Source organism: Paraburkholderia elongata, from assembly GCF_013177735.1.
Classification (GTDB): domain Bacteria; phylum Pseudomonadota; class Gammaproteobacteria; order Burkholderiales; family Burkholderiaceae; genus Paraburkholderia; species Paraburkholderia elongata.
Genome location: NZ_WOEZ01000327.1, coordinates 26,794 through 49,772 on the forward strand (window position 1 = coordinate 26,794; position 22,979 = coordinate 49,772).

Annotated in this window: 24 protein-coding genes and 5 pseudogenes; 8 read left to right on the plus strand and 21 right to left on the minus strand. The window is 59.6% G+C overall.

The window, feature by feature from the left end; translation table 11 throughout:
• Positions 1-898: 898 nt before the first annotated feature.
• Complete coding sequence (locus GNZ13_RS50240) at positions 899-1,252, plus strand: BON domain-containing protein (protein ID WP_172178911.1); 354 nt, start codon at positions 899-901, stop codon at positions 1,250-1,252.
• Positions 1,253-1,813: 561 nt separating this feature from the next.
• Here the strand turns inward: GNZ13_RS50240 and GNZ13_RS50245 are convergent.
• The 3 genes from GNZ13_RS50245 to GNZ13_RS50255 all read right to left on the minus strand — a co-directional run bounded on the left by GNZ13_RS50245 (position 1,814) and on the right by GNZ13_RS50255 (position 4,645).
• Positions 1,814-2,788 (minus strand): ABC transporter substrate-binding protein, encoded by a 975-nt coding sequence (locus GNZ13_RS50245; RefSeq protein WP_172178912.1) that lies wholly within the window; start codon positions 2,786-2,788, stop codon positions 1,814-1,816.
• A gap of 799 nt (positions 2,789-3,587) precedes the next feature.
• Positions 3,588-4,325 carry a hypothetical protein gene (locus GNZ13_RS50250; protein ID WP_236002563.1) on the minus strand — a complete coding sequence of 246 codons (738 nt, stop codon included), beginning with the start codon at positions 4,323-4,325 and terminating at the stop codon, positions 3,588-3,590.
• Positions 4,326-4,363: 38 nt separating this feature from the next.
• A complete protein-coding gene (locus GNZ13_RS50255; protein ID WP_172178913.1) occupies positions 4,364-4,645 on the minus strand; it encodes a DUF3303 domain-containing protein in 282 nt (93 codons plus the stop codon).
• Between the two features lie 51 nt (positions 4,646-4,696).
• Between GNZ13_RS50255 and GNZ13_RS50260 the strand changes: the two genes are divergently transcribed.
• Positions 4,697-5,059, plus strand: a complete 363-nt coding sequence (locus GNZ13_RS50260) for a hypothetical protein (protein ID WP_172178914.1) — start codon at positions 4,697-4,699, stop codon at positions 5,057-5,059.
• A 354-nt stretch (positions 5,060-5,413) separates the two neighbouring features.
• A complete protein-coding gene (locus GNZ13_RS50265) occupies positions 5,414-5,791 on the plus strand; it encodes a hypothetical protein (RefSeq protein ID WP_172178915.1) in 378 nt (125 codons plus the stop codon).
• A 100-nt stretch (positions 5,792-5,891) separates the two neighbouring features.
• On the opposite strand, the gene GNZ13_RS50270 is transcribed toward GNZ13_RS50265, so the two are convergent.
• A complete protein-coding gene (locus GNZ13_RS50270) occupies positions 5,892-6,239 on the minus strand; it encodes a hypothetical protein (RefSeq protein ID WP_172178916.1) in 348 nt (115 codons plus the stop codon).
• Positions 6,240-6,252: 13 nt separating this feature from the next.
• A pseudogene (locus GNZ13_RS50275) lies at positions 6,253-6,648 on the minus strand (phosphatase PAP2 family protein); the annotation flags it as partial.
• A gap of 33 nt (positions 6,649-6,681) precedes the next feature.
• On the opposite strand from GNZ13_RS50275, the pseudogene GNZ13_RS50280 reads away from it, so the two are divergent.
• Both GNZ13_RS50280 and GNZ13_RS50285 read left to right on the plus strand, forming a co-directional pair.
• A pseudogene (locus tag GNZ13_RS50280) lies at positions 6,682-6,969 on the plus strand (Tn3 family transposase); the annotation flags it as partial.
• Positions 6,970-7,248: 279 nt separating this feature from the next.
• Positions 7,249-7,500, plus strand: coding sequence for a hypothetical protein (locus tag GNZ13_RS50285; RefSeq protein ID WP_172178918.1), 252 nt, complete (start codon positions 7,249-7,251; stop codon positions 7,498-7,500).
• Positions 7,501-7,584: 84 nt separating this feature from the next.
• Here the strand turns inward: GNZ13_RS50285 and GNZ13_RS50290 are convergent.
• The 8 genes and pseudogenes from GNZ13_RS50290 to GNZ13_RS50325 form a co-directional block, all read right to left on the minus strand.
• Positions 7,585-8,472: pseudogene (locus tag GNZ13_RS50290) on the minus strand (NADH-quinone oxidoreductase subunit N); the annotation flags it as partial.
• 169 nt (positions 8,473-8,641) lie between these two features.
• Positions 8,642-9,217: pseudogene (locus tag GNZ13_RS50295) on the minus strand (GntP family permease); the annotation flags it as partial.
• An 89-nt stretch (positions 9,218-9,306) separates the two neighbouring features.
• Positions 9,307-9,510: a hypothetical protein gene (locus GNZ13_RS50300; protein WP_172178919.1), complete on the minus strand. Its 204-nt coding sequence runs from the start codon at positions 9,508-9,510 to the stop codon at positions 9,307-9,309.
• A gap of 19 nt (positions 9,511-9,529) precedes the next feature.
• On the minus strand, positions 9,530-9,868 hold the full coding sequence (locus GNZ13_RS50305; protein ID WP_172178920.1) for a hypothetical protein: 339 nt from the start codon (positions 9,866-9,868) through the stop codon (positions 9,530-9,532).
• Positions 9,869-9,913: 45 nt separating this feature from the next.
• The gene (locus GNZ13_RS50310) at positions 9,914-10,201 is read right to left on the minus strand and encodes a hypothetical protein (RefSeq protein WP_172178921.1); all 288 of its coding nucleotides are present in this window, start codon (positions 10,199-10,201) and stop codon (positions 9,914-9,916) included.
• Positions 10,202-10,297: 96 nt separating this feature from the next.
• The gene (locus GNZ13_RS50315; protein WP_172178922.1) at positions 10,298-10,765 is read right to left on the minus strand and encodes a hypothetical protein; all 468 of its coding nucleotides are present in this window, start codon (positions 10,763-10,765) and stop codon (positions 10,298-10,300) included.
• Between the two features lie 240 nt (positions 10,766-11,005).
• Complete coding sequence (locus tag GNZ13_RS50320; RefSeq protein WP_172178923.1) at positions 11,006-11,200, minus strand: hypothetical protein; 195 nt, start codon at positions 11,198-11,200, stop codon at positions 11,006-11,008.
• Positions 11,200-11,475 carry a plasmid mobilization protein gene (locus tag GNZ13_RS50325; protein ID WP_172178924.1) on the minus strand — a complete coding sequence of 92 codons (276 nt, stop codon included), beginning with the start codon at positions 11,473-11,475 and terminating at the stop codon, positions 11,200-11,202. The genes GNZ13_RS50320 and GNZ13_RS50325 overlap by 1 nt, the downstream gene beginning before the upstream one ends.
• A gap of 853 nt (positions 11,476-12,328) precedes the next feature.
• Between GNZ13_RS50325 and GNZ13_RS50330 the strand changes: the two genes are divergently transcribed.
• Positions 12,329-13,165: an alpha/beta fold hydrolase gene (locus GNZ13_RS50330; protein ID WP_172178925.1), complete on the plus strand. Its 837-nt coding sequence runs from the start codon at positions 12,329-12,331 to the stop codon at positions 13,163-13,165.
• A 1,952-nt stretch (positions 13,166-15,117) separates the two neighbouring features.
• On the opposite strand, the gene GNZ13_RS50335 is transcribed toward GNZ13_RS50330, so the two are convergent.
• The 7 genes from GNZ13_RS50335 to GNZ13_RS50365 form a co-directional block, all read right to left on the minus strand.
• Complete coding sequence (locus GNZ13_RS50335) at positions 15,118-15,420, minus strand: type II toxin-antitoxin system RelE/ParE family toxin (protein WP_172178926.1); 303 nt, start codon at positions 15,418-15,420, stop codon at positions 15,118-15,120.
• Positions 15,417-15,674 (minus strand): type II toxin-antitoxin system ParD family antitoxin, encoded by a 258-nt coding sequence (locus GNZ13_RS50340; RefSeq protein ID WP_172178936.1) that lies wholly within the window; start codon positions 15,672-15,674, stop codon positions 15,417-15,419. The genes GNZ13_RS50335 and GNZ13_RS50340 overlap by 4 nt, the downstream gene beginning before the upstream one ends.
• 46 nt (positions 15,675-15,720) lie before the next feature.
• Entirely contained in the window at positions 15,721-15,918 is a 198-nt protein-coding gene (locus tag GNZ13_RS50345) for a hypothetical protein (RefSeq protein ID WP_172178927.1), read from the minus strand.
• A 567-nt stretch (positions 15,919-16,485) separates the two neighbouring features.
• Entirely contained in the window at positions 16,486-16,830 is a 345-nt protein-coding gene (locus GNZ13_RS50350; protein ID WP_172178928.1) for a hypothetical protein, read from the minus strand.
• Positions 16,831-17,253: 423 nt separating this feature from the next.
• A complete protein-coding gene (locus GNZ13_RS50355) occupies positions 17,254-18,741 on the minus strand; it encodes a phage integrase N-terminal domain-containing protein (protein ID WP_172178929.1) in 1,488 nt (495 codons plus the stop codon).
• Between the two features lie 1,380 nt (positions 18,742-20,121).
• Positions 20,122-20,379 (minus strand): hypothetical protein, encoded by a 258-nt coding sequence (locus tag GNZ13_RS50360; RefSeq protein ID WP_172178930.1) that lies wholly within the window; start codon positions 20,377-20,379, stop codon positions 20,122-20,124.
• Between the two features lie 26 nt (positions 20,380-20,405).
• Positions 20,406-20,825, minus strand: coding sequence for a hypothetical protein (locus GNZ13_RS50365; RefSeq protein ID WP_172178931.1), 420 nt, complete (start codon positions 20,823-20,825; stop codon positions 20,406-20,408).
• On the opposite strand from GNZ13_RS50365, the gene GNZ13_RS50370 reads away from it, so the two are divergent.
• Positions 20,824-21,198, plus strand: a complete 375-nt coding sequence (locus GNZ13_RS50370) for a hypothetical protein (protein WP_216675332.1) — start codon at positions 20,824-20,826, stop codon at positions 21,196-21,198. The two genes, GNZ13_RS50365 and GNZ13_RS50370, sit on opposite strands and share 2 nt — an antisense overlap.
• A gap of 52 nt (positions 21,199-21,250) precedes the next feature.
• Positions 21,251-21,397: pseudogene (locus GNZ13_RS50375) on the plus strand (lytic transglycosylase); the annotation flags it as partial.
• Positions 21,398-21,522: 125 nt separating this feature from the next.
• Here the strand turns inward: GNZ13_RS50375 and GNZ13_RS50380 are convergent.
• The coding region (locus GNZ13_RS50380) for an ATP-binding protein (protein WP_172178932.1) at positions 21,523-22,979 on the minus strand (1,457 nt) is incomplete at its 5' end.

Here is a 22,979-nt window from a genome sequence, read left to right on the forward strand (position 1 = left end):
CCGGATGGATATGAAAGCAAGTAGGCATCCAATCCGAAAGGCATGGGTAAAGACCCGCCAGGCATTAAGCGAATCACCGGGGAATGACGGCAGGCAAGGTGTGAAAGGCGCCTGAATGGTCCAACGACCGCAGCGTAACTGAATGGCCGCTGTACCCTCGAGAAAGGTCATCTCGGCAGCGGATGATCGAACGACGGTCGTGGGTCGACAAGAGTCCAACGTATCGGGCAGAAGCGGCAACTTCGGACATCCGGTGCCGCTCGTGACTCAGTTGCCCTCGTTACTTGCCGTCGGCTGGCAGAGTTGGCGCAACATAGTCGCTCTTGACTCTGCCGATGTCATTCAATGGACCTGCTTGCCCGACCCGTTAAGTCGGCGACGGGGGCCGCTGAGCCATGTCAGCGAGAGGCTGACGACGGCGATTGACGATACGCACTCGATCGCGCAGTGGTTCACGCAAATGCGTGCGTCTCATCCCAATCATTTACCGGCAACTCAAGACACTCCTCGCCTCGCACAACACGCTCAGCGTAACCAACTACATACGCAACCAGAAACAGTTGCTGGCTTCGAGTCGCGACGAACTGCACAAATGGATCGATGTCGTAGTCGGTATGGCAACGTGCATCGGATCGAGAACACATAGCCAGGTTCCTCGCCAAGATGCTCGAGATAACGCGCTTAGGGCTGGCGTGCAGAGCCGCACGGTTCAAGGTATCGTACTGTTCAGCACACGGGCGAGGATAGCCGGGAGCTTCTCCCTATCCCCGTAGTCTTCCCAGATATATCGCTTCGACCGGAGAACATTTCCTCGGAATGTCGGGCAACCCGGCAGCGCCGCTGTAGTGTAGTGGCTTCATTAGAGGCCGTCCCGAATCATCGCCATCGGAGAACGTGTATGAACGCAATCAAAGCGATCAAATTAGCGAGCTGCGCGCTGATTGTCCTGGCTTCAGTCAACACCTATGCGCAGTCCAGCGAAGGCGGCGCAATGGCGCCCGCCGCACCGACCGCGAAGTCGGTCAAGGCGGAAAACCGCGCTTTGGGCAAGAAAGTGCGTGCCGCGCTCGCGAAGGCTGGGGGGATCGATGTTGCCAATGTGACCGTGCGCGCGCGTAGCGGTGCTGTGTCGCTGACAGGCACCGTGCCCGACGAGTCGCAGATTGATCAAGCAGCGAGCGTCGCGAAGGGCGTGGCGGGCGTCACTTCCGTCGACAACCATTTGACGATCCGCACGGAGGGCGGCCAGTAATCGCGCGCGCGCGTCGGGCGATCGGCTCGCCGTCGAGCCTTACCGGGCAAGGTGTTGCCGGTCGCGCATTAAATATGTCACTGTTGCCGAACGCGCGGGCATGTCGGTCATCTGGATCCGGGTATGAGAAAGGAGCTGATGCCACGCAAGGCGGCAGACGGCCGTCTCCGGTCGTTCCGACCAGCTCGCATGTCGACATTCGAAGGTCGGGTCCTCACAAGATACTGTTGAAAAAGTCGTAGCGCGTCGCCCCAACATCACGAGCGAAAAAATCGACCTCTCAGATCGCCCCACAAACCGCTCGCGAGCATCGGTTAAGGGTAAAGCGACCCATGAAAACCGGGTTAGAACGACCGTCACCGACTTTTTCAACAGTATCCACAAGACAACGGACTTTCGCGCGTTGATCATGGCTGACAAGTCCTAGGCCGAAGCGGTCATCCACATGTCACTGCGTTATGCGGTCAGCGAATGGCCGCTTCAGGGAAAAGTTTCATGTCGAGGGTGTAGCGCTCAAGTTGTGATGTTCGGCAGTTTGAAGCTGATGAGATCCGATTTAGCCTATCGGACGATCGTGTTCGCACGTTTAAGCAGATCCGGCGGGAAAGTCAAATCAATCTCACGTGCCGTCTTAACGTTCAAAACCAGCTCTTGCCGCGTCACCGTTTCGACAGGTAAGTCACCGACACTTGCACCTTTCAGGATCCTGTCCACAAACCCGGCCATACGCCGCACAGCCTCGACTACGCTCGTTCCATATGCCATCAAGCCACCAGCATCCATCCAGTCGCGAGCGAACATCGACGGAAGTCGATGCGCATTGGCCAGTTCGGCAATCCGCTTCCTGTGCACAACCGTGATGGGCTCTTCCAGTACCAGCACTGCGCCAGCATGCTCGCTCAGCATTGCCGCAAATGCACCATCGATGTCGGGAGTTGGGCCCCTAACGCCGAACGACTGCGGGCGCAATCCTAGCGATCGCGCGGCCTCCTCATTGGCGTGCGTTAGCAACTCTGAGACGCCCAGATCCCACAGAATCGCTACACGCTCGAGTGACGGAACCGCTTCCTTGAGAAGGCTGATCTGCATTCTGGCTTGTTGCGGGTCGAAGCTTGTCACTCCCGACATGTTTCCGCCCGGCCGGTCCGTGCTCGCAACCACGCGGTCCGCCACAGGGTCAACCACGATGGCGAACACAATCGGTATGCTCGTGGTGGCTTTTTGCACAGCACGGGCCGTGACGGCTCCAACAACGGCGATCACATCTACCTTGAGTCCGACCAGTTCACCAGCCAATTCGGGAAGCCGATCCAACTGGCCATTTGCAGCCCGAAAGTCGATGTGAATGTCGCGACCGTCCATGTAACCAAGGTCGGCGAGACTTGCGCGAAAACTCTCGACGACGGCCGTCCCCCCGGGCGAGATGAATCCAATCCGTCGCGTTGAAGCGCTCGGCTGGCTGCGTACAGCCACAGGGACATTTACGATCACGGTCAAGGCACAGACAGTGGCCAGGACTTGTCTTCGTGTCGTCATGGCAAACCCCTCGTTTTAGCGCCGTATTACCGCTGGATTCTACCCACTATTCTGTCGACGCGATTCCAAGCCGCCGCAACGTGAATGACCCCGCTGTGCAGCAGCCCTGCAGCCGTTTGTATGTAGGCTGCCGTTCCGACAGCGCGGCCGGTGGCAAGACAACTGTCGGCTCAGTTGCTGTCATTCGTTTTCGCAAATGCGAGGACATTTGAGCGGCTGCTTCGCACTCGGACGCGGTCCTTGACGTCGCGCCGACCCAGTGGCCGGTTCGGGTCGATTCTGTTGAAAAAGTCGTAGCGCGTCGCCCTAACACCACGAGCGAAAAATTCGACCTCTCAGATCGCCCCGCAAACCGCTCGCGAGCATCTGCTAAGGGTAAAGCGACCCATGAAAACCGGGTTAGAACGACCGTCACCGACTTTTTCAACAGTATCGGTCGCAAGCGGCTATTCAACGACAGTGCGATTTCCATGCGGCATTACGCGTTTCTGACTAGTGAAGACGAATTCGACCAGGTCTTCTCTCGTATTCGTGACCGATGGCTTATGTACTGGGCCGATCCCGGCAAACAACGTGCCGGCAACCTATCTGCACAACGATGTGCCGGAGAGTGTAGTTCGAGGATCCCGATGGTCATTTGCTTGAGGTCATGACCCGCCCTTATAAATTGGCGCATAAAGGTTTGGCGCCTAAAGGTGCACAAACGCATTGCTCCTCTAAAGCGATGCAAATCGTTTCGTCGCGACAGCCACATGAAGCGGCGCGTCAATGTGGCTTCTCGAGCGGGCTGGCGCGTCGCTCATCGCGCGCCGGCGACGGCGTTTGTCGATGAAACGGCATGGCCAAGCGAGAGGTAGCTCCGGTGCAGTAGCGATTCGATGGTTGCCCAATCGGCGTCGGTGACGCTGCCCGCTTCTTCACGGGCGTCGCGAAGCAGCATCGCTTGCGCGCGCAACTGGCCGTGTTCGAGTGTCGAGCCCACGGGCACCCTATACAGCGATGCGGCAGCTTCAGCACACGCGCTGCCCAACGCGCCGGGCGGATAACGTTCACGCTGCCGGTGCACGATCCACCATTCCAGTTCGAGCGCGGTGGTGCGCGGGACATCGAAGTCGCGGTCCCCCGTGTTGCGGATCAGGCTGAAATAGGTTTGCAGCGCCGGCAACGCTTTTTCGTAATCGCTGCGTTCCTTGCCCTCCTTGAAGGTGAATGCGGCCGATGCGCCGTAGTAAGCGCCGACGTACGACCTTAGCCACGGAAAGTGGTATTGCGTGCGCAGGGTTTGCGCCAGTTCAAGAAAGAGCGCCACGTGCTGGCGGTCATAGTAGGAGTGCCATATTTTCGTTTCGAGTGTCCCCGTCGCGATGGGATCGAAGCGGCTCAGGTCACGGTGCAACGGCCAGAAGAGATCGGCGGCGGCATAGCCGATCAGAACGACAAGCAGGGCCAGGATCGTCCGTCGCCAGCGTCCTGGTCCGGCTGCAAGGATCACGCGGTGCCGCAGGCCGTGGCTGCGGGCGCGCCCGGTTGTGTTCATGTCGAATAGCGTCGATATCGAACGTGCGTTGAACCCCTCTATTTCACTACGCGCCCCAGCACCTCGCTCAGCTCGGGGTCGTTAAGCACTGGGACGATGTCCAGCTCCATCAGATCGCTCCACTGGTAGGCGAACTCGGTGAGTTTCTTCATATCATCTGTTTCGAGCAGATCGAACCCTGCGCCCAGATCGGCTCGCGTCCACCGGCCCACCAACCGGATGCCGTCAGGCGGGAGCCCGCCGGTTCGCTGAAAGCGCGCGATGGCTTCGGCACGCTGTTGGGTATCCGGTGCCCAGTGGAAGGTCGTCATGAATTTCATGGCTGTGTCTCCTGACGGTGGCTCGTCCACCTGCTTCAATTTATACGCTCGATGGCGGCATACGGATGCAATTGGGCGGGCAACTCGCAGCACGACGGCAGCAAGGGTGTGGTGATCTACGCGGACAACGCCCATTTGCGCGGCCCGATCGCGATGACCCTCGGACCGAACGGCCATCTGTTCGTCGCGAACGGCGACGCGGTCAACGCCGATCCGAAACAGCCGAGCGAAATCGTCGAATTCACGCCGCAAGCCCGCTTCGTCGCGCGGCTTTCCATCGACCCGGCGCCAGACGGTGTGTTTCGAATCGCGTTCGCACAGCCGCAGCATGAGTTCGTGCGCTTTGCGGCGGTCGACGACAACACGAACACTGTGAGCGTCTGGACGCTGCCATTCGAGAACGCGGGCCAATGAGGCATAAATCTGCACGCGGCGCATCACGCAATGAAGGTGCCCGCGTGCGGCCCCTCAGCGGACATTAGCCAAGTCGTGTTGCTGCCGCGAACAGCCACTTGGCCGATGACCTGCAGAGCGACTCGAAGGAGTGAATGACCGTTATACCCAGTAAGCTGCCGACTAGGTGCCGCCTGGGCCACCGTCCGTTGAGGGTCGAACTCGGCCCTTGGTTGTCGTCGCCGCCGTATCTCTGATATGGCTTCGCTATAATCAATTGCTTTCCGGCGTCGCAATGTCGAAAAAATGTCTTCCAGGCGAAACAGCTCCCCCGGCCGAGCCCGCAGGCCGCTGACGAAAGCACTTCTATTGCCGATGGATCGCGCCTCCGCCAGTGAACGGTCGCTGTCCTGTCATCTTGCGCTGGTCGCATGCCGCGACGGACATGGCAACAGCCATCTGGTCAATGAACTTATGCGCGCGGTGTACCTGAGCTGGTATCTGCAGCGCGCTGGTTACGGCAACCAACCGGTGGAGCAGTTCAAGATCGCCGAATACGCGGTCGAGAACACTTTGGCGCACGCTCATGAGACGGGGGAGTGGCGGCTCGCGTCTGAGGTAATCTGCGACTTTGAAGCGCTGCTGACGCTGTATGACGCCCAGCTCGCAAGGGCTCCTCTTCACGAAGTATTGGAAGCGGAGCGGCAGCTGAGGGTTTTTCTGACGGGAACGGACCCTTCGCCGATCCCGTAATCGGCGTATCGGCAAGCCTTAACAGATTACTTATTCGGGCGCAGCACTTGCCGCAGGGGTAGTTGCATTGTTAATTCGGTTCTCGATAAACTTCGGATTCCTATGCATTTTGCATAATTATATTAATCAACAGAACTGGCAACAACAGCGGCGCGGCATTCGATATGCTTGGAACCCCGATCAGGCCATTCAACTTTTCTGTTGCATACCGTTGCGCCGCGCCATCCAGTTCGAGTTGGGTCATGCCGCCGAGCGTCGCCGCCAGAAAACGCGCAGGAGCCCCGATCGCACACGCCAGTAAGCAGGCCGACAAGCCACGGCGATGCACGCATGACTCCGACGGCAAACCGGCCGCGACCGACCGTGTAACGCACGAAGTCACGCAGACTGTCTGAGTGGTGATGGTGCCGTCGAAATCGAAGGCGGCGACGATTTGATTGCGCTGCATTGGTTGGTGACAGTCAGCGCCGCAGCCAGCCCAGGGCGATTGGCCGCGCGAGGGGTTTTCGGTACAGGATGATCGCCGATCGCGTCACAGCCATGCCAGCGAGATGCCAGAGCGGCGCGATCAGCACGTAGGCCACGCCGGCCACCGCGGCGGCGCCGAACTTGTCCAGCGGGAAGTGAACGCCGAGAAAGACCCGCGCCCAGGCGACCAACGCCCCGGCCAGCACCGTGAACCCGCCCAGCCAGCGCGCACCGCCCAGCAGCAACGTCAGGGCGATGCCGGCAAATACGGTCGCATGGTCGCTCGGAAAGGACGAGTCCGGCGCATGCGGCAGGAAGGTATGGCCGAGACCGATCATGAACGGCCGCGGATGCTGCCACACCAGGCCGATCAGCTGGTTCGCGCCCACCCCGAATGCGCGGCGCACGGGCAGCTCGCTTGACTGACGAAGCATCACGATTCGCTAGCGGCGGTGTCGTCATCGCTGGCGCTGCTCACCAATGCCGTGATGGCCTGGAACACGATGCATATGCAGCGCGCCGTTGACCAGATCGGGGCCATGAGTGGAGACGCCCTTCAGGCGGCGGCCCTGCGGCGCATTGCGCCGACGCATCTGGAGGGCATCAACCTGCGCGGCACGTTTGATTTCCCGATTGCGCGCTATGCGCACCGGGTCTTGCCCAGTGCAGCGGGAGATCCCAGCACACCGTACCGACAACGTTCGGCCTGACCCTGATCATCACGTGCCCGTCTTTTACGGCACGTTGACGGAGTCCTTGAATGCCTTCCCCGCTGTGAACTTGACGGTCTTCGCCGCCGAGCTTCCGCGCGGATTTGCGTCGCGCAGCGATCGCACGAGCCGGGTGGTGCATGAAGGCTCACCGGGCGCTGTTGATGGACCTCCGGAATTCATTTTGTCATAATACGCGGGTACTGTTCCCGTTCGCCCCGCCGTCTCGAGGCTAGGCCCGTGCCGTCTGTCGCGAGACAGCAGAGATCGCTGCCGATCATGAATAGACAAATCCTCACCATTAGCGCCGACGCCGGCGGGCTCCGCGTCATTGCCATCTGGCAAAATTTGCAGGAATGTGCAGCTAACGTTTGTGCATGGACGGCGCATGTTGATGCCCAGCGTGGTGCAGAGTCGCTCACCCTCGAGTTCGCCGACGTTTCAGATGCGCGCCTTCAAAACGTCGTGGCAACGTTGAAAGACTCAACGTTTCCAATGAAAGCGACGATCAGGCACACGCCCGACGTGTGATCGCCGGCCGGGTGGCATTCACCTTGCTGTACGTCGGTGTTTATATGACGGGTGCAGTGTTCGGCATTTTGTAAGGACGTGCGGTTGGATGTTGCGCTGGACGATACCCGTGATGTTGCCGACGATCATCGACAGCGCCGCGAGAATCACGAGCATTTCCTGCCAGTTAACGGCGAGCGGCAGCAGACCCATCACGAGGAAGCGCAGGCCCCACGCGAACGCCGCGACCTTCGGACCGCCGCCGACGAAGAGCGTCATCGCGGTCGGCGCACCCTGATAGACGTCCGGCACCCACATATGGAACGGCGCCGCTCCCATCTTGAATGCAACGCCTGCGACGATGAAAATAACTCCAAACAGCAGCACGGCATCGTTGATGCGGCCCGAAGCAACCGCCTTCAGTACCTCGTTCAGTTCGAGCGAGCCCGTCGCGCCGTAGAGCATCGAGATACCGTACAGCAGGAAACCCGTAGCCAGTGCGCCAAGCACGTAGTACTTCATCGCCGCTTCGCTCGATTGCGCGACGTCGCGCCGCAACGCGACCATTGCGTACAGCGACAGCGACATCAGCTCGAGACCGAGGTACAGCATCAGGAAGTGGTTGCCCGAGATCATGATCAGCTGGCCGAGCAGCGAGAACATGCCGAGCAGGAACACGTGGTCGCGGAACAGGTCGCGATCTTCGAGATATCTGCGCGAATAGACGAGCGAGACAGCGAAGCCAAGCGACACGACCGCCTTCATCACGCTGGCGAATGAATCGATCACGATCATTCGCGAGAAGAAATAGTACTGATGCGGATCGAATGACTGGATCGCGAACCACACGCCCGCCGCAGTCGACGACAGGAGCGCGACGAGGTAAGTAAGACGCCGGTTCGTTGCTTCGGAGCAGAAGTCTCCCAACCGGGAGGCGATCACGATCGCGAGCACTACCAGCGCGTCGGGCAACAGCACATGTGCGTCTTGCATGATCTTTATGGCCCTTATGAATTCAGGTGAGTTAAGCCGCATCCGAATTGATCGAGGAGAAGTCGAGATACTGTTGATCCAGGCATTCTCCGGCCATGTGCCCCGGCTTTGGCTTGAAGTCTCCAGGTATGGCCTTCGGGCCGATCGACATTGACACATAAACGTCAACCTAGAACGATCCAGCGACCGACCCGATTGCGATCACTATAACGAGCGCCAGCAGCGCGCCAACAATACCCACCATCACAATGTCGCGATAGCTTTCGCGATGTGTCGAGCCACACACCGCGAGCAGCGTGACGACCGCGCCGTTGTGCGGCAGGCTGTCCAGCGTACCGGAAGAAATCACCGCCACACGGTGCAGCAACGCCGGATCAATGTGATGCTGTGCAGCCAGTTGCAGGTACGTGCTGCCGAGCGCGTCGAGCGCGATCGTCATGCCGCCGGACGCCGAGCCTGTCAGTGCAGCCAACAGGTTAGTCGCTACCGCTAGCGACACCAGCGGGCCCGCGCCGATGCCAAGTACCCATTCGCGGACGAGCGCGAACGCAGGCAGCGCTGCGATCACCGCGCCGTAACCGACCAGACTGCTCACGCTGAGCACCGGCAACACCGCGGCGTTCGCTCCCGCGTCGACACTTTCACGCAGCGCAGTGAGCCTCGCCCGATTAAGCAATACGAGCGTAACGATTGCCACTCCGAGTGCCACGCAAACGCCCCACACCCCACCGACAGCTCCGAGAGAACCCCGCCGACTGGATCGATGGCGGCATGACGCGAGACCTTCGCGACTCTCCAATACGCGCTGCGCGACCGTCTTCGGTGTCTCCTGAACTATCGACCCACTGAAACCCCACCCATGACCTGTCCGGAGGCGTCGATCGGTACGAATTTCACGTTTTCAGCCGGCGCGTCGATATGACGAACATATCCCTGAATGAGCCGGCCAGCTTTGAATTTCAGCTCGCGCTCGACCGCGTCGAAGTCGGCCAACATTTCCACGGCGCGTCTCGCCAGCTCTTCGTGTTTGCTTGTCATTCGCTTTTCCGTCGAATCGTTAATCGGTCAGTTCCAGCTTGTGCGATGTGTGCGCGGGCAACCGTGGCGGAGTGCGTGCAATCCCCCACGCTAAAAGCAGGCCGTCGAACGACGGCGCAACGGGCGCAGATTTGAGAGCCGGCAAGGCGTGTCCGGTCAGTCGATACTGAACGCGCTCGCTCGCGCTGGCCCCTGGCCGTTTGATGCGCTCCAGTACACCGTGGCGAGTCGCATACTGGACAGCGTCCGATGCATCGCGCGAATTCATCATGCCGGTGGCAGCGACTTGCGCGACGGTGGCGGGCTGATTCTCACGCAGCCAATCGACCAGCTTTTGCGCATTGCTATGTGCTTTCATCGTTCACTGTGTTCCAGGCTTCACCCAAAAGCTAGATCTTCCCGGCTATGCGCTCGCAGAGACATCGCGCAAGAGGCGCTGAATAGTCTCGTAGCTCTCCTGCACAAAAATCGTACGCTGAGCGCGAACGACGCCGCCCGCCTCGTCGTCGCTGTTCACGAAATCATGCGGCTCGGCGAGACTGATTCTCACTAGCGGATGCCCGCTAAATTTCTCGGCCGAAATGTCCACAAAACTTGTAATCTGATCGGCGCGCACACTTGCTTTGCGCGCGTGTGCCGACGTGTCGGCTGAGTCGGAGACAATGGTTACTTCAATGAATTTGGTGAGCATGGCCCTTCCTTCATCCATTGTGATCGGCTCCCGGCCGTCGGGGCGCTATGCGCCGCTGCTTTTCCGATTTCCGATCTAGAACGGTTCACATGAGATTCAGACTGTGGAGTCTTCGCTCTTCGCTCCAGCAGCGGTCACGACGTCGACCACGAAGAACCAGTAGAAGCATCCCAGAGCGAAGAATACCGCGCCTACGACCGAAACGTGCCCTACGAGCAACGTAAACGCGGCGATGCTGGGCACGAAGCCTATCCAGCGGGCCAGCCCGCGGTACAAGCTCACTTTGCGCCGCTGGATCACCGTAACCGTACGATCGAGCAAAAGTTGTGCGACGAGCGCCGGCAACGATAGAGCGAGTAGAGAAACAACGAGACGGCCCCCTCCGATCACGCCTGAATTCGTTATCGAGGCTAGTAATGCCGCCGCTACAAACGCAGTGTAAGCGCCGAACATTCTTGAACGCAACGAATGCAATTCTTCAGGAGTCTGCGCCCGCACTCGCCCCATAACCTTTTCCCAATTGTTTGATTCCTCGTGAACGTCGGAGCCAGTGCTTTCAGACATGCTGTTCTCTTTTCCGGCTATTACTGCTTGTCGTTAGAAGTAGGTGTTTCGGGTGCGCGCGAGTCCACCGAGGCTGCCGCCAATCGAGGCTCGGACGCCATGACATGCGCCAAATATGTTGTCTTGCCCGAACCAACCGGACCAGCGGCGCACGTGTGACCGACCTCGCCTGCGTGAAAAATGAACTTGAATGGCTCGATCTGCTTTGTCATTGACTGTTACTTTGCAGTGCTTTTCCCGTCAACGAAGGAGGTTTTTGGTGTCGCCGCCTGCGCGCATCATGAGTTCCAACGTCGCTTCGAGTCGAATGACCCGCTCCGTCAAGCTCTCAATCTTCGCCTGCTGATCCTTGACAATGCCAGCAAGCGACACCACTTTGTCATTCATCTTGATAACGGTAGTGAGCGCGTCCCACACCTTGTCGGTTACGCCCATCAGTGCTTACCTTCCGTCAACGCCGCAATTCGCTTGTTCGATTCCGCAACGAACGCAAGCGCGTCGTCCAGCGCATCGTTCGCTTCGTTTGTGGACGCATTCACTCGCGCGATCAGCGCATGCATGTCCTGTTCGTCCTCGGACGGCGTGAAGCCCTGCGCCGCTTGGCGCATCAACTCGCTCACGTTAAGCCCGAGACGCTTCGCGGTACTCGCGATCGCCCGCTTTTGAACCGCAGTCACCTGGACAACGATCCGCTCTGTTGCACTTGCCATTCTGCCACCCCTATGTACATGGACATGATATGTACATTCTAGGCTTGTCCGTGGCGAAGTCAAGGCGTTTTGGGCGCGGCGGTCATGTATGGCCACGACCGTAATATCGGCATGGGCGGGCGATTTCTTGACCTCGTAAAGCCCCTGACGCGGCGCCCGTTACGAGGAAGTTTGCGGTCAACGTCGTGAAAACCAAGCCGCCTGCCGCATGAAGCCGGCTTTCCTCGGAAAAATCGGCCGGCAGGGATGCCGGGGCATGCGCCCGTGCCAGTCCCGACGGCCATTGTCCGCCGGTATGAATCCTGCTAAGCACGGGGTATCCTTGCTCGAGGCCGTCCATGCAATCCGCTAACTATATTCGACAGGCCGAACGTGACGCCAAGGTAGTGGAAGCGCTCCATCTCGCCCCGCGTTCGTCGGTGATGCCCTAATGAGTATCGACCCCCTGTGGGGCGTCGGTTGCGGGTTCGCGTTCCAGACGGCGGAGTGGCTCGTTGACACGCTTACCCCAGCTCTACGACAGGGGCGCCCGATTGCGCCAGCCCTGCACAGCTACGCGAAGCGTGTTTCTCGGGAACTCAATGGACATCGCTTTCTTATAGTCGACTTTGCACGCCGACGCGGACTCAACGCGATCGAACGGCTTAACTTCTCGGCCGCGGCGAAAGACGCGGCAGCAGCGAGACATCTGCACGCCTTTGGCGCGCGTCTGATCGGGCCGGCAAGGTTCTTGTCGCCCGGCGCTCTGCTGAGGGCCGCTTGGGTCGATCTGCGTCGGCCCGCCGCGCGCTCCGCGCAACCTGACGCGCCGGTCTGATGAATGACGCGTCCGACTTCGCTGCCCTGGACAGCCATGAAAGAGACCTCCGTCCGCGTCGATGGAATCCGCTCCCCCCTGTTGGAGGCAGGACCGCCCGACGCCGTCGAGGCAGTCGTTTTCGTGCACGGCAATCCGGGATCGACTGCTGACTGGACGCGACTCGTGGCCAGTGTGGGTGAATTCGGCCGCGCCCTCGCCATGGACATGCCAGGTTTCGGCAATGCCGACAAACCTGAACAGTTTGACTACAGCGTGCGTGGCTACGCACGCCATCTCGGTCGTCTGCTGGTTGAGTGCAATGTCCAGCGTGCCCATCTCGTCATGCACGACTTCGGCGGCCCTTGGGGCCTCGCGTGGGCCGCGGCCAATCCTTGCGCCATCGCGAGCGTTACATTGATCAACACAGGCATCTTGCTTGATTACCGATGGCACTATCTCGCGCGTATCTGGCAGACGCCGTGGCCGGGCGAATTGTTCATGGCCACGACAACGCGTGCCGGGATGCGGCTTCTGCTTCGGCACGGAAACCCGCGTGGCTTGCCCGTGGAATACGTCGACCGGGCGTTTAGCAACTTCGATGCTCGCACCCGACGCGCCGTGCTGCGGCTCTATCGCAACACCCGCGAGACGAACGGCGCCATGCAGGACATCGCCAACGCGTTGCGCCCGTTGAATCTGCCTGCACAGGTCGTATGGGGCGCCCACGATCCCTATATTTCCGTGGACTTCGCCGAGCGGCAGTGCAAGGTCTTTCCCCGCGCCGAGGTGTTGATTCTGCGCGACAGTGGGCACTGGCCTTTCATCGACAATCCTGACGCCGTCGCGCGCACGATCGTACCGTTCCTGCGGAAGCATCTGGGCGCGAGCTGAAGCGTTCGGAGGCTCAGACACGTTGAATAGACGCGAGGAAAGCATGGCCCTTCCAGACATCCTGCACCATCATCGGAAGCCCCTTCCGGTCGATTCCGCACCGAATTTCCTGGCCGATGTGCGTCGCAACGATATCGAGCAGGCATCGCACACGCTTTCAAAAGAGGTCTTCCGTATCCCTCTCCTTCCGTATATGGGGCCGAGCGGCGGCAACTCGATAGTCCTAAAGCCAGAGAATCTTCAGCCGCGCGGATCGTTCAAGATACGTTGCTCGCTCAATGCGATCATGACTCTATCGCCAGCCGAGCTACCAAAGGGGTCTACACGGCGAGCACAGGAAATTTTGCGCTGGGAGTGGCGCATGCCGCTCGACATCGCTCGATGCAACTGCCGACTCCGTCCGCCTATTGGCGAAATACAACCACCTCGTGGGTGAGGGCGCAGGTGCCGCAGCACTCGCGGCCGCCCATCATCACCCATTCTTCGCTGGCCAACGCCTTGTGGTGGTCCTTTCAGGGGGGAGCATTGATCCCGACGTTTTCGCTTCGATCCTGACTGGCCGTGGATCACACGCATACAGCTAAGCATGTCGTTGCGCTGACGCAAGTTTGAATGACCGGTCTGGAGTGAAATCCTGAGCGTCTCCTTGTGGCCGACTTCTGCCTGACGGCGACCGGCGGCACGCGACTCGGAGGAGTCCGTCGACCAGGCGTGACTCGTGGGGCAGCTTCGATGCTGGAACCGCCATTCGAGCAGCGGTGTCGGCCAGCAAGACTTCGGCCATACGGTGTTCGCGCGACCGCTTTCTGACGTTCTACACAAGGGCGGAACCGGCCGAATGCTGCCGCTCGCTCGTTCCGCACAGTCACTTGAACGGCTGATTCTCTCGGAACCTGCGCGATAACACTTGCGCAGATTTTGCGCCCTTAGCCGACGTCCAAGTGTCACGGTTCATGGACTGTGCTCTGGTCTAGGCGTGTGAGAGACATCGAAAGCCCGCTTCGCGCAAGATATAGCGTTCACGCTTCGACCCAGTTCCGACGCATACGGATTGTCGGCGACCTGACAGAGAAGAATCAACGATCTAGATTGGCCGCACCCAGCCGGTCATCGAGCGAGCGCTCCGCGATTGGCTGAGACCGACCCGGTGCAGTCAGCCAATTCACCGTGAAGCGGACATTCGTTGATGCGGTGACCGCTCAATAAAGCTGGCTCAGCGCGATCCGCGCGACCTACTTTATGTTCAGGAAACACAGTACAGTGCGGAAGCTGAATGACGAGAGTACGTAAAAACACCATAAGCCAGAAGCGGGTGCGACATGCCATCCTTGATCGGGCAAAAGGCCTTGCAGATCGTCAACAGGCTGCCATTCTGTTACGTGTGCGGCCAGTTGCTGGACCGGAACAACAAGAACCGCGATCATGTGCCGCCGAGTACGTGTATCGCGCAATCGGACAAAGCGCATAGTCCGTTTATTCTCCCAACCCACCCCGCATGCAACGCATCGTTCAAAGTGGACGATGAGAGGGTTGGTCAATTCCTATCCCTCCTGTACGGGAAGCTCGCGAAACAAGAAAACAGGCGTCTTGAATACCAGCAATTCTCAAATCCCGCACTCGCCAAGCTAAATTAGGCATTCAATCGCAAGCCATCACGAATGTGGACATGTATGGCGCTGTTGCGCGTTGGCTTTCCGCTTTCCACGCCGCCTTGTACATGCAGCCGATGCCGCCGACTTGGAAGTACGCTATTGAGCTTCCCTTCGAAGTAGTAAGCCCGGTAGATGGTGGGCACATCATCGACAAGGGAAGACCCATGCAGCGCACGGATGTGAAGCGCCTCGCTCGCTGCCATTTCGGTCCGTAGATCAACCAGAGCGCCGCGCTCCCGCTCAAAGGCGAAACTACACCGGCAGAAGCAGGCGGATCGTCGTCGGGTGGCTCACGCGAATTCAGGGAAAAAGGATCGCGGCGTAGTTGCGCGCGCTGTGCAGGACGTGAATAACGTCGATGCGCTCGGGAGGCTCGCCAACGACACGGTAGAAAATCTGGTGACCGCCATAAACCCGGTGACGCACGCCACGGTCTTCGTAGCGCGGTACGATCGGGAATGCAAGGAAAATGTCGGCAAGCCGCGTGCACTTCTCGCGCAACTCGCGCACGAAACCCAGCGCACGACGGGGGTTGTCGCGGGCCATGTAATCGCCGATCGCCTCAAGGTCGGCTTCAGCGTCAGGAAGAATCTGGACAATCATTGCCTGGTGCTCGCCATCGCACGATACTTTGCTTCAAGCCTGTCGAACACATCTCCGGCGGGCTTGCCCCGTCCTGCTTCCGAATCGACAATGCCGCGATCGATGACCGCATCCAGTGCGTTGAGTTGCATTTCGCGATCCTGAATGAGCTTCACGCCTTCGCGCAGCACCTCGCTCTCCGAGCCGTAGCGACCTGACTTAACCAACTTCGCGACGTAGTCCTCAAGCTGTTCCCCAAGATCCGCATTGATCATGGCCATACCCCGGAACGTTCATGCGCCCATACACCCCCATAAAATATTATAGGTCGATGCGGCGCAGTCGGTCTGCGCGCCGACGCGCCGGATTGTCCGGGATGATCTGACTGGGCACGGGCAGGTCGAACAGGTGGCGGAGCGCGGCGAAATGCTGCTCGACGGTCGGTGCCGATCGCATCTGCGTCTGCCGCTTGATCCATGTGGCGAGGTGTAGCGGCTGAACAGCCATAATCGAGGTCACGCCGGCGCACCCGAGCAGAAAATCCCTGACCGCGTGCGCACACGCGCGGCGTGTATCGGGTTGCGGATCGCCGAAGCAAAAAAACTTTAGGTGGTGCTCCCGCCTCGCCAACCATCGCCGGTTCAGGCAGGGTGACAGGGCTCCAAGCCAGAAGGGTAATGGTGAGGTATCAGTGATCGGCCTGCGTCATGCGCTGCCGCGGGGCGTCCCTGCGGTCATCCTGTCGTCGGGTCGCCAGGATCAACTCACGACAGTAAGTCGGCCTTTGCCGACATCGGGACGTGCTGGGTTCAGCGTCAGCAATGTGGCGGATTGCTGACGGTGGCGACATCGATCAGCCGGACCAGCTTCCTGCATCAGCGAACTCACACTCGCGATCCGAAGCGGTCAGAGAACCTTTTCGAAAGCAGCCATTCGGAGCAGGCTCGCCATCGATGTTGCCGTGTTCGTCGAGGTCAGATTGACGATCCCGTCGGAATTCGAGCTGTTCCCGCGATGTGCTGCTGCCGCCATCGCCGCACGCCGAAAGCATTCCCGCGACCAATCGTGCTGTTAGTACCGGGATTCTCATTCTTTCGCCCGGCCCAACGTTTCCGTGCCTTGCCCGTTCATCAGTGGCAATACGACCGTGTCGTCGGCTTCGACGTGGGTAATTGCCACCGAACGGCTGCCGACCATGATTTTCAGCAGGCCGTCCTGGTAGACGGCAGGCAATGTGGAATTGGATGGCTTGGGATTCTTGTCGCTCGCCAGCTCCCGCACCAGGAAGCTTGCGCCGTTTTGCGTGATTTGGATTTTTTCACCCTTGCCCGGGTCGTACCATGTCCCGACAAACTCAGAACCATCCGGTGTCTTCGAGCAGCCTGACATCATGATGGTGCCCACGATGAAAAGCGTGGCGATCTTCCTCATTTTTTCCATTCCTGTTGCGGTTGGATAGTGATGGCCGCCCCATTTGAACCGTCCGCGTTCACGAGATATGCCGTTATGGATGCGTCAGCGATGACGCATCCATTGAATACCTCGCCCGTGACGGTCATCGTCGCCGACCCTGGGGCGGTTTGGCCGGTGCAAGGATTGGTCGGGCCGGCTACATGACGGTGGTTCCGGGACTACCGTGACCATTGCTGGTGTGACTGCGGTTATCACCACCACGGGCAGAAAGGAATAAAACGGCAATCGCCGATAATTGGATCAGTCGTTTCATTGTTTCTCCGGGTTAATTGCTCGACTGAATTCAGTATCGCTGATCGGCACCGCATTTCTAGCCCCCATGAAGCGGGGGCGATGGTGCAGTTGCTCGCTCGACACATTTCGTAACCGATATCGCGCCGCTTACCTGCGGCTTCCTCGACTATCTATTGGGGCAGGGGCAGCGGCAATCGCGTGCTCGTCTGATTCGAAGGAACGCCCGGCACCGTCGACAACCCGAAGCATGTTGCTCAGGTAGGTCGCGCTCGTCTCATCCCCTTCTTCGGACATGATCCGGATGTACACAGGCGTCGAAAGCAGCGCCTCGAGCTCGGCCCGCAGCGCGTATGTGGGCTGGCCGGTCTCCCCGAATGTCATGAACTCGTACGGAACGGCCGCGTCCTGCGGGCGACGCCTACCCATCGCCCGGGCACCGACCAGGTAGAGGCTGATGAAGCGGTGGCGCTCAATCGCCCCGCGGATCGCGTCAAGGTGCGGCTGAAGAGAATCCAGTTCCGCGATCGCGCGGTTCTTCTGGATTTCGCCCATGTTGACCACGCTGCCGCAGTAGGCGCTGATGATCGACACGCGGGAGTGGCCGAGAAGCTGGGCTACCAGTTGAGCCGCCACACGCGTTTCGCCGCGCAGCGGGCTATTTCCACCCCGGATCGCGCTCTGCACACCCGACAGGTGCTCGAACTCGTTATTGGCGACCTCGTGGCGCAGTCCGTGGAGCGTGACGCCCAGTTTGGCCTTCGTCAGCCCGAACTTCTGGGCGATGTAGTCAAGGCGGCGGACATTGGTCTTGAGCGACTCACCTGGCCAGCCGAGAAAGCCGTCATGGTCTTGCACCGCGGCTTGAAGCTGGCGCAGAACGTCGAGCTTTTCCGGCGTATCGAGAGGGAGCACGCGATACCGGCCACCCTTCGTGCCTTTCTTGATCGGAAGACCCGATCCGCTCGCGGCAATCGCGGTCTTCAGTTCCTCGCGCGACACCTTCAGATCGCTGAATGCGACGATTTTCGTGGTGCCGCCCACTACGACCGTCGCATATGGACGGATACAGACCATCTCTAGGCGGCGCAGCCCCCACGTCCGGCCAGCGAGCAGCATCAGCCCGGCGCGCTCGTCAGCCCGCCGAATCTCGGCCAGCTTATCGTCTACGTCCACGCCGTTTCCCGACCAGCTCTTGTCCGTCTGAGCAGAGAGCGTGCGCTTGGCCCGCTTTGGGTCTTTCACGTACTGCGCGGTCGGGCCGATAAGGCCCTGCTTACCGATCCAGTTGCAGAAGATACGGAAGGTCGTGATCCTGTTCTGTATGGTCGAAGCGGCCTTGCGCTCATCGACCCACTTATCCACAAGCGCCTGCATGTGCTTCTGCCGGAAGCTGGTAATCGTGTCGAACCGGTATCCGAGGATGCGCAGTTCACGGAAGCCCTGGTAGAGGATATGGCCACGGGCTTCACGCGTCTTGTCGGCTGCACGGCGGTCGCCGCGAACCGTCCGCAGGTTCTCCCGTTGCTTGAGAATGTCGGCCAGTTGCTTCTTCCAGTTCCCAGGACGAATTGAAGCGTGCCCACCGTGCCTGGGCGCGTCTGCTGCCTTACCACCCTTGTCGAAAAATTCTGTCATTCGTGTGCTCCTGATTCCTGTTGCCTTGGTGTGCTCTCACGGTCGGTGAGTGAGCGCGTCGATCCTTCAACCGGTCTCATTCCCGCAGGAATCGGTACATAGGCGTTCCAATCCCTCCGGGCCTGAGACCGGATCTCTGCTTCTGTTCCTACGGGGTGCTTCTTGTCGCCTTCCGGAGCGACGGGGGTGGCAGAGCCTGTACGTTAGAAACTACTGGAACTGCACCACCGATCCCTCGGCCGTACAGATGCGCTTTCGCGCCATCCCCGCTTGTTTCCCAAGCGGGGAGCCTTTGTCGCGTTTTTTAGAGGTGCGACTTCCTCCTGACTCTCGGTTGGCGCCCCAAGCGCTTCCCGAACGAATCTGGTTCCTCCCATTCCTTCCCTTGCGGCCTCCGAACCCGTGACGAGGTTCGAGCAAGTTGCCAGATATCCGGCCCGCCCCCGATTCGCCTCAACGGGCGCTCGAAAACGAGGAGGTCGGCTTCCATGCGTTTCGCACGAAGCCGCGTCCAGCGGAATGGCAGTCATCGGAATAACTAAAAGCGCATGCGCTTCGTGCCAGTGGATTCCGCCCGTGTAGGTCAGGCGGCTGGCGGGCTGCTCCAGGCGGAGCAATCACACATTTGGGGTCGGTGGTGTCTACCGATTCCGTTTTGCGAGAAAGTCACGCCGTACGCTTCCTGACGGAATGTAAGCGGCGAGAGCTTTCGTTGAGCCAGAGGCTTCCAGTGCTGACGTTGACGCTGATCGCACGCTCGATGCGTGACGCTTGCCGGACCAACCCGGCGCAATTCGCGCAGGAGGTCTTCGTGCGATCAGGGGGCATTGTCGAGAAAAACATCTAGCGGGGGCAGTGCCCGGGGTCGCTGATTGGCGAGCCGGGCGAATCCGCGACGGATCCACGAGTTGCGTTTTGCCCGAGCGATCCTCATCGGATTTCGGGCGAGGCTGATGCCTCGACTGTCCTGCTTTTGGACGCGTTGCGCGTCCGGTTCCGAGGCCGCCTACGTGTTGGCGTCGGTGGCTAGATACGGCCCAGCTGCCGATCAACGCACCGTGCGGTGCGATCGATGGTTCGCAGAATAGAGAGGTAAACGCTTCCTGTCAAGAATCAAAATCGCGTCACCACCCCGTTACCTATCCCAAAAGACCGCCGAAATCCATGTGCTCATGTGTCTCACGCACGTGGCAGGACACTCTCTTTTCACTACCATTCTCAAGCCGACACAAAAACGAGAGGACGGTGCACCGTTAACGTCAATCATCTCGCCAACGTCGCGGCCAAGCGTCGAGAAATCGGCCAGGAATGGCCAATAACTGGCCACGCCGTGAATTCTCTCCTCGTTCCGAACCAAGCCTGAAACGGTTTGCTGGCCATTTATTGGCCACTTACTGGCCGGGAATGGCCAATAAGTGGCCATAATTTCTTGCCAAGAAGTTTCTTGGCACCATCCTTCTCGATGCTTCTTGTGGAGAACTTCTTGTGAGCAAACCTTTCCCGCCCATTGTTCGAGCCATTTACGTCGGCTACGGCCACACGAAATACCCGATTCCCCAGTGCAGCATTGACACCGATGCCCAGGTTTCCCTCTTTCTGTTGCTCGCCCATGAGCGAAATGCTGATGTCGATCGGCAACCTCTCCGACGTCGACAACATCCTGATCACGGGCGACGGATCCTACCTGTTCGTTTGAATACATCAGGAATGAACCGGGCAGAACGCACAACCAGATCCACACCGATACCGAGCCGGTCTACATCAACGTCCGAGGGTTTCAGTACGCCGGTGAATTCTGGCTTGCACGCGACGCGCGCTGCGTGAGGAACGGGAACATGGCTTGCATTCCTTCCGGCTTTCGCCTGCGGAGCTCTGTTCCAGCGCGTCACGCTGTTTTGCGACACCTGGAACGTCTCGGAAACGAAGTCGACGCGAATAGCGAACTTCTCCGACTTGCAGGGTAGGGAGCGCAGCTTGAGGAACTGAACGGTCCAGTCCCCGCCCTCGACTGCTAACGGAAGGGCTTGAAACAGAGGGGCACTTCCGTAAATTGACTCCTGTGGTACCAACAAGGAGAAAGCCATGAGCGTGACCAGCCAATACATGTGCGAATACGCGCAACTCGATCGCCGGAGCGTTCCGTCGCAATTGCGCGGCAACGGCGACGGCCGGAACGAGCTGTACGACCTCTTCCTCCGGATGGAGGTGATGGGAAACGGACTGTTCGAAAAGAATGGCGACGTCTTTGACGCCTATGCAGCGGCGATGTCCGGCACGAAGCTCACGCCGGCGTCTGCGTGGCTGCTGGTCCGCCTGGGTCGCGCAATGAACAGGCTGGAGTCAATCTCCGAAAGGCTCGCCAAAGTCGCCGCGAAGTACGACAGGGACCCGCCGGACTCCAACGGGGCACGTGGTCGACGCATTCAACCCAGCTTTCTTGCGGGGAACTTGCTGTGAATGCCCTCGTTGACGGCCTCCCTCCGCTTGCTGGCTGAGTGTCCGGGGCGGTTGCTTCGATAACGCCGTGGCATACCAGTCGATCAACCCGAACGTGCTTCGTGCCATTGCGTGGTATGGGTCCAAGGGAAACCCAACTGCTGTGCATCGTAACGCGAACGGGTCAAATGATATTGGGGAGTTGCAGATCAATGCCGTCCAAAACAGCGCCTGAGAACGGGTCTTTTTCCCCACACGGAAGGAATCGGGATATGGCTACGGCCAGCGGAACGCCCGTTTCTGCTCAACAAAAGAGGCAAGCCGCCGGTTATCAGCGACCTGTCCTCAGGGAAACTGCAGCATCTCGTTACGGGAGATGGTCTCCCTGGCCTCGACGATGTCGGCAATGGTGAGGCTACCTTCTTCGCCGTCCACCATTCTCACCGCGCACTGATTCGCAGCCTCCTGGAGAATTGCGTCGACGTTCGCGATCGACTCCCCTTTCAGCGCGCGCACGGCTCGGGTGAGAAAACCGTTCAACGGCTCGATGCCTCGCTTTTCCAGCCAGGCCGAGACGAACCTCCGGATGCCCGCGTCATCCGGCAACTCGAAACGGACCTTCTCGGTAAAGCGCCCACCACGCATCGCCGCTTCGTCAATCTCGTCAACGAAATTCGTCGCGGCGACGAACACGATATCCGGCGTTTTCCCTGTCGCCCCATCGATTGTGGTCAGGATCCTGTTCGTCAAAGACGCGACATTCGACAACTGACGGTTCCGCAGGATGTCGTCGGCTTCGTCCAGAAACACGATCACGGGGCGGATGTCCTTTGCTTCACGGATCAGCTTGTCCCACGACGACGCGTCGGCCATCACCGCACTGCCCGTGATCTGCAGGAATGCCCAACCCGTTTCCTTCGCCAGCGCCCGGGCTGCCTCGGTCTTGCCGGTCCCCGGAGGCCCGTAGAATACGATGCCAGTCGGCGCCTTACCACCCTTCTCTTCAATCAGGCCGAGCTTCGCCATTCGGGTAGCAATGGCCCTCAGGCGCTTGCTCGATGCAACCGGAAGGATGATTTCGTCGAGGCCTTTGGTGCCTTCCGGGATCTGGCCGGCGCGTCCCTGCAATGCTCGCATTGCAGCCATGAGATCGTCGAAGCCGAAGGTGTTGCGGTTGGACTCGCGCTTCATTTCCCGGACTTGCTCACCGACCGACTGGATCCGCTTGCTCGAATAGCCCACCCAACGCGTTGCCGCACGCTCGATCGCGCTGTACGGAATCTCCGCATGAGGAACGTGGCGCCTGAGTGAAGTCTCCAGAAGGGCAATCCGCGCCGGTTCATCCGGCGTAGGGACTTCGATCTTGAAGTCAAAGCGCCCTTCACGCATGCCGGCCGCGTCCAGCTTGTCGAGGTAATTCGTCGCCGCAACGACGACAACCCGATACGCCCGGATATCGACCAGTTCGGTCAGCAGCGCGTTAGTGATCTTTCCTTCTTCGCCGCTCGAGTCCGTCATTCCGGCGCGATCGGGTAGCATACTGTCGGCCTCGTCAATGAACAACATACACGGGGCATGAGCCTTGGCATCGGCGAAAGCCTGCACAATACTTTCCGTCGTCTGATTCTTCCACCGGCTTGCGACATCGCTGCTGCGCAACCTGATAAGCGGAAGCTTGAACTCCCCTGCAAGGCATTCCGCGAACCCGGTCTTGCCATTGCCCGGTTCGCCGTGCAGCAGAATACCGTTACGCGGGTCCTCGCCATCACTGCGTTTCGCCAGGATGTCCGTCACAGCGCCGC

Coding starts and splice junctions, on each gene's coding strand:
- GNZ13_RS50335 (WP_172178926.1), bottom strand. CDS start 15,420: ATGATTGTCCAGATTCTTCCTGACGCTGAAGCCGACCTTGAGGCGATC.
- GNZ13_RS50255 (WP_172178913.1), bottom strand. CDS start 4,645: ATGAAATTCATGACGACCTTCCACTGGGCACCGGATACCCAACAGCGT.
- GNZ13_RS50270 (WP_172178916.1), bottom strand. CDS start 6,239: ATGCAGCGCAATCAAATCGTCGCCGCCTTCGATTTCGACGGCACCATC.
- GNZ13_RS50325 (WP_172178924.1), bottom strand. CDS start 11,475: ATGGCAAGTGCAACAGAGCGGATCGTTGTCCAGGTGACTGCGGTTCAA.
- GNZ13_RS50305 (WP_172178920.1), bottom strand. CDS start 9,868: ATGAAAGCACATAGCAATGCGCAAAAGCTGGTCGATTGGCTGCGTGAG.
- GNZ13_RS50330 (WP_172178925.1), top strand. CDS start 12,329: ATGAAAGAGACCTCCGTCCGCGTCGATGGAATCCGCTCCCCCCTGTTG.
- GNZ13_RS50365 (WP_172178931.1), bottom strand. CDS start 20,825: ATGGCTTTCTCCTTGTTGGTACCACAGGAGTCAATTTACGGAAGTGCC.
- GNZ13_RS50300 (WP_172178919.1), bottom strand. CDS start 9,510: ATGACAAGCAAACACGAAGAGCTGGCGAGACGCGCCGTGGAAATGTTG.
- GNZ13_RS50310 (WP_172178921.1), bottom strand. CDS start 10,201: ATGCTCACCAAATTCATTGAAGTAACCATTGTCTCCGACTCAGCCGAC.
- GNZ13_RS50340 (WP_172178936.1), bottom strand. CDS start 15,674: ATGATCAATGCGGATCTTGGGGAACAGCTTGAGGACTACGTCGCGAAG.
- GNZ13_RS50285 (WP_172178918.1), top strand. CDS start 7,249: ATGAATAGACAAATCCTCACCATTAGCGCCGACGCCGGCGGGCTCCGC.
- GNZ13_RS50260 (WP_172178914.1), top strand. CDS start 4,697: ATGGCGGCATACGGATGCAATTGGGCGGGCAACTCGCAGCACGACGGC.
- GNZ13_RS50245 (WP_172178912.1), bottom strand. CDS start 2,788: ATGACGACACGAAGACAAGTCCTGGCCACTGTCTGTGCCTTGACCGTG.
- GNZ13_RS50315 (WP_172178922.1), bottom strand. CDS start 10,765: ATGTCTGAAAGCACTGGCTCCGACGTTCACGAGGAATCAAACAATTGG.
- GNZ13_RS50250 (WP_236002563.1), bottom strand. CDS start 4,325: ATGAACACAACCGGGCGCGCCCGCAGCCACGGCCTGCGGCACCGCGTG.
- GNZ13_RS50350 (WP_172178928.1), bottom strand. CDS start 16,830: ATGAGGAAGATCGCCACGCTTTTCATCGTGGGCACCATCATGATGTCA.
- GNZ13_RS50355 (WP_172178929.1), bottom strand. CDS start 18,741: ATGACAGAATTTTTCGACAAGGGTGGTAAGGCAGCAGACGCGCCCAGG.
- GNZ13_RS50240 (WP_172178911.1), top strand. CDS start 899: ATGAACGCAATCAAAGCGATCAAATTAGCGAGCTGCGCGCTGATTGTC.
- GNZ13_RS50265 (WP_172178915.1), top strand. CDS start 5,414: ATGGATCGCGCCTCCGCCAGTGAACGGTCGCTGTCCTGTCATCTTGCG.
- GNZ13_RS50320 (WP_172178923.1), bottom strand. CDS start 11,200: ATGGGCGTAACCGACAAGGTGTGGGACGCGCTCACTACCGTTATCAAG.
- GNZ13_RS50370 (WP_216675332.1), top strand. CDS start 20,824: ATGAGCGTGACCAGCCAATACATGTGCGAATACGCGCAACTCGATCGC.